Genomic DNA, 4567 nt, shown 5'->3' on the forward strand with positions numbered 1-4567 from the left:
TACCTATTCTCAATGTAAAGAAGCGAGAGAATCGTTTGGGTGGGTCGGCCAATGTTGCGCTCAATATACAGTCGTTTGGCGCTACTCCCATACTGTGTTCCGTCATTGGCGAGGACGCGCCCGGTAAGGTTTTTTCCCAACTGCTGGCAGAAAGTAATATATCTACTAGTGGTGTTGTACGTAGCCAATCTCGCCCAACTACCGTGAAAGAGCGAATTCTTGGAGGGGGACAACAAATGCTACGGATTGATGCCGAGCATAATCAAATATTATCAGCCTCTGAACAGGAAATGCTGCAGGAGGCTATCCAGCCACTATTGCCTCAGGCTGATGTAATTATCTTTCAGGATTATGACAAGGGGGTACTGAGCAAATCGCTAATTCAATGGGTTCAGCAACAGGCTGATCAGCATAATATTCCTACTGCCGTTGATCCAAAGCGGCGCAACTTTTTGCACTACAGTAACGCTACCTTGTTCAAACCGAACCTAAAGGAATTGAAAGAAGGCTTGCTTCAGGAAGCGATTGCCCTACATCAGGAGGATTACGAATTACAACCTACTATACAAGAAGCTTCGGCAGTGTTACGACAGCGATTGCAGCATCAGATTACGTTAATCACCCTATCGGAAAAAGGGGTGTTTGTAGATGATGCCCAAGAGTCCACTTTTATTCCCGCCCACATTCGGGAGATTTCAGATGTATCGGGCGCGGGCGATACAGTAATTAGTATTGCTGCTTTGTGTTTAGCATTGCAGCTACCCAGCCCACTCATGGCTTCGCTGGCTAATTTGGGGGGAGGTATTGTTTGTGAATATACGGGAGTAGTTCCTATTGAAGCCTCACGTTTGTTACAGGAAGCAACCGAACATCTTACGATGTGATGCCACATAACCCTGTCTCTAACCTTCCCGTCCGCTACCGTAAGCACCTACTGAACGTAAACTCTGTAATTGTACAGGTTGCTGCAGTTTTTGGGATAGGTTTAATTTTCTATATCTACGGCTTCAACCATACCGATTCAATCCAAAGTCGGCTGTTCCGGGGTTCCATCGCGGTTCTGATTGTATTTGTTGTCGGTTACTTAATCCGTTGGGTTCTCTCTCAGGAACCTCATTCTTTTACAATCAACACCCGATGGGAAATCATTGTACTTATTCTGGCGGTGCTAAGTATATTTCTGGGCTTATTCCGAGACAGCCTTTTTCCCCTCGTATTCCCTATTTTCAACCCAGCGCAGATCCAATTATATTCAGAACTACTGGTGAGTATATCGCTACTACTACTAGTATTTTTTGAAAGCTCGCGAGCTTTATTCCGGATAGCTGAAGTGAAGATTCGTCCGGCGGCCGCGTTTATTATCAGTTTTTTACTACTCATTGCTATTGGAACGGGATTACTCATGCTGCCTGCTATGACTACCCTACCCGATGGGCTATCAGCAATTGATGCGCTGTTTATGGCGGCTAGTGCTAGTTGTGTTACTGGGTTATCGGTGATAAATACTGCTACCGATTTAACCTTTCGGGGGCAAGTAGTAATTTTAGTTTTGTTTCAAATAGGTGGCTTGGGGATACTAGCCTTTGCTACCTTTTTTACTTCGTTACTAAACGCCGAAATAGGAATTCGCCAAGCCAAAATGATTCCGGATTATCTGGATGGCCAAACGCTGGGGTACGCTCGTCCGCTACTGCAACGAATTATTCTTCTCACCATTTCAATTGAAGCGGGGACGTTTCTGGCGATGATGTATCTGTGGGGAGACTACCCCTTTCGGGACTGGGGAGAGCGAGTGTTTTTTTCTATTTTCCATGCCGTTTCGGCGTTCTGTAATGCCGGGTTTACCCTCTTTAGCAGCAGCTACTACGAACCAACCATTCGCCAGATGTACGTACTCCACGCCGTTACCGCGATAGCTATCGTACTAGGTTCACTAGGATTTGGCCCGCTGAATAACATCTTTTCTCCCCAGCAATTACGACAGCGCTTGGAGAAGCCCTGGATTGACTGGCGCCTCAGCACCAAAATAGCGGTCAATACTACTCTACTCCTTCTGGTGGTAGGGGCTGCTGGCTTCTACTGGCTAGAAAGATCCAACACTCTGGCCGAAATGAACCTTACTGAGTCGCTAATCAGCAGTTTTTTTCAGTCGGCGACCGCCCGCACCGCCGGGTTCAATACGGTAGACATCAGTCAGATTACGGTTCCGGCGATGGTGCTGCTCATGTTTTTGATGTTTGTCGGTGGCTCTTCGGGTTCGACCGCCGGGGGGATCAAAACCTCTACGTTCTTCTTGCTGGTGGCTTCGGTGGTTTCTACCAGCCGGGGAAGTTCCCAGATAGAAATCGGTAACCGGCACATTTCCAGCGAGGTGGTATTCAAGGCCCTCTCTATTTTTTTCTACGGCATTGCTATCAACCTGATCGGGGTATTTATCCTAAGCATCAGCGAGCCTCAATTACCCCTCATGGATATTACTTTTGAGCAGGTTTCCGCGTTCGGAACGGTAGGATTGAGCCGGGGTATAACCGCTTCACTATCAGACGTAGGCAAAGTTGTGATTATCATTACCATGTTCTTAGGCCGGGTAGGCACACTGACCTTTGCTATTGCGCTGAGCACGCGGGCCATCTCTCAAAACTATAAGTTACCCGAAGAAGAACTAATGGTGGGCTAATTCGTTGATACTGGTACAGGATTTGCAATTAATTTTTTAAACTCTTTAGCTTCTTTGAACCAGTATATTTCTAACAAACCCATCCGCCAAATGCGGCAGATTTTTAGCCGAGGGGCAACGCCTCGCGAGCTTTCGTTAGCTATTGCGTTATCGGTTCCGATGGGGATTGTGCCTATGTTTGGGTTCGTTACTCCGTTAGCAACAGTCATCGCGGTGCGCTGGAAGCTAAATGTCCCCTTAGTACTAGCTCTTCTTTATTTAGCATTGCCCTTACAACTGTTACTCTTTGTGCCTTTTCTTCGCATGGGCGAGTTACTGTTTCAACTACCACCATTACCGTTCTCACCTACGGAGATTATGACGCTGTTAGAAACCACAGGTTGGGGACTTTTTCAACAGATTTGGAAAACGAACTTAGCTGGTATTGCCGCTTGGCTACTTATAGCAATTCCGTTAGGAGCTTTATTATATTATATCAGTCTAGTCATCTCTCGTCGCTTTTTAGCGAATACCTAGATCAGTTATCTCTCGCTGTTGGATAAATAACTTCTTCCGTTAGTACATCCGTCATCCGAATTAGTTTGATCTGATCGTCGAAATCAGCGTGAAAAGCAAAAGTACGGTTCTGAAGAATATACTGGTAGATGAACCAATCTGTTTTAGGCGTTGGCACACTCGGCATTTCTTCCAAGGAAATCCACCGCAGCTCCCCTTCATTACAATCTGGCGGTGGCACCCGCTCAATATCGGCTACGTACACAAAGTTAATCCAGTTGTATTTTGTGGGAGAGCTTTCTACTAGTGTGCCGCAGTACTTCATGGTCGGAACTTCGATACCAGTTTCTTCTCTGGTCTCCCGAATGGCGGCTGGCAATGGACTCTCGTAAGGATCTAATTTACCGCCTACCGGAGTATAAAGATTTCGATTAGGTTCTTTGAGTCGCTTAAGTAGCAGTAGTTCCTGCTGATGTTTGAGGACACAAAGCACTGCTGCTTTTTTAAGCCCCTCCGGTACTGATGCCATATTACGTTTGATTAAGTAGTTCCTGAAACCGTTCCAGATGCTGCCCTACGTGAAACCCATCCATCAGCGCGTGGTGCACGTGTACCGAAACTGGCATCATTCTCTTACCATTAGCTTCGGTCATTTTACCAAACGAAATTTTTGGTATGCTATCGGCGTGACTGAAGCTACGAGCGTGCGATACCGAGGTAAACTTAATCCAGGGTAGGGAAGAATAGTGAATAACGCTTTCAGCAGCCGTAGCAGGTACTAAACCCGTAGTACCCCGAACCCGATCAATTTCAGCCTGAGCACCTTGCTCAAACTCCTGAAAATCTTCCGCGTAGGGAATATAGCTAAAGCCGAAGCTTCCATTCTCCCGGTTAATGGTAGCCGAAGCGCCTACTTGTTCATGAACAACAACATCGTCGCCTACAATCCGATAGCGGAACGGCGCGGTTTGATTGACAGCCACAATCGATTGGTGTAGATAATATAGGAAAAAGGATGTGCCCAACTCTTTAGTCCGGCGGTAAGCGACCGTACAATCTACTTCCACACAGACCCCAAAGAAGGGTTCTTCAAAATTACGAAAGAAGGCAAAATGATCTCTTCGTTCCCAAGTAGCTAGGTTAAGTTTATGGGGCATATCAAGCTAGTTAGAAGTGGGTAAGGGAAAATTGAAAATGGTTTAGCAACAAACTAAAAGAGATTTATGGGTTGACTACTATGCCTAATTTATAGTAGTGTCAGTTTTGGCCTTACCAATATTTCGCTCCCATCATTAGTGTTAGTGCGATTCCGGCCACTGCCGACGAAACTACTAGCTTCCAGTCGCGACGAGCTACACCTATAATACTTACAAAAACTGAGGCGGTCACTAACAC

Annotated in this window: 5 protein-coding genes; 3 read left to right on the forward strand and 2 right to left on the reverse strand. The window is 46.2% G+C overall.

Annotated features, from left to right (window positions below; all coding sequences use genetic code 11):
- From WBA23_RS11350 to WBA23_RS11360, 3 genes are all read left to right on the forward strand, one after another.
- Positions 1-884 (forward strand): bifunctional heptose 7-phosphate kinase/heptose 1-phosphate adenyltransferase (locus tag WBA23_RS11350; RefSeq protein ID WP_424582396.1); only part of this gene is annotated, 884 nt, incomplete at its 5' end.
- Positions 884-2677, forward strand: coding sequence for a TrkH family potassium uptake protein (locus WBA23_RS11355; protein ID WP_424582397.1), 1794 nt, complete (start codon positions 884-886; stop codon positions 2675-2677). The genes WBA23_RS11350 and WBA23_RS11355, both read left to right, overlap by 1 nt.
- Before the next feature lie 54 nt (positions 2678-2731).
- Positions 2732-3193 (forward strand): DUF2062 domain-containing protein, encoded by a 462-nt coding sequence (locus WBA23_RS11360; protein WP_424582398.1) that lies wholly within the window; start codon positions 2732-2734, stop codon positions 3191-3193.
- Position 3194: 1 nt separating this feature from the next.
- Here WBA23_RS11360 and WBA23_RS11365 read toward each other — a convergent pair whose 3' ends face one another.
- Positions 3195-3701 (reverse strand): NUDIX hydrolase, encoded by a 507-nt coding sequence (locus WBA23_RS11365; protein WP_424582399.1) that lies wholly within the window; start codon positions 3699-3701, stop codon positions 3195-3197.
- A gap of 1 nt (position 3702) precedes the next feature.
- Positions 3703-4329: a CatA-like O-acetyltransferase gene (locus tag WBA23_RS11370; protein WP_424582400.1), complete on the reverse strand. Its 627-nt coding sequence runs from the start codon at positions 4327-4329 to the stop codon at positions 3703-3705.
- Between the last annotated feature and the right edge of the window lie 238 nt (positions 4330-4567).

Origin of the sequence: Tunicatimonas sp. (genome assembly GCF_049647865.1) — a bacterium.
Classification (GTDB): Bacteria; Bacteroidota; Bacteroidia; order Cytophagales; family Cyclobacteriaceae; genus Tunicatimonas.

What these genes read in the sequence shown, in the direction of transcription:
- WBA23_RS11370 (WP_424582400.1), bottom strand. Translation starts at nt 4,329, where the DNA reads ATGCCCCATAAACTTAACCTAGCTACTTGGGAACGAAGAGATCATTTT.
- WBA23_RS11355 (WP_424582397.1), top strand. Translation starts at nt 884, where the DNA reads ATGCCACATAACCCTGTCTCTAACCTTCCCGTCCGCTACCGTAAGCAC.
- WBA23_RS11365 (WP_424582399.1), bottom strand. Translation starts at nt 3,701, where the DNA reads ATGGCATCAGTACCGGAGGGGCTTAAAAAAGCAGCAGTGCTTTGTGTC.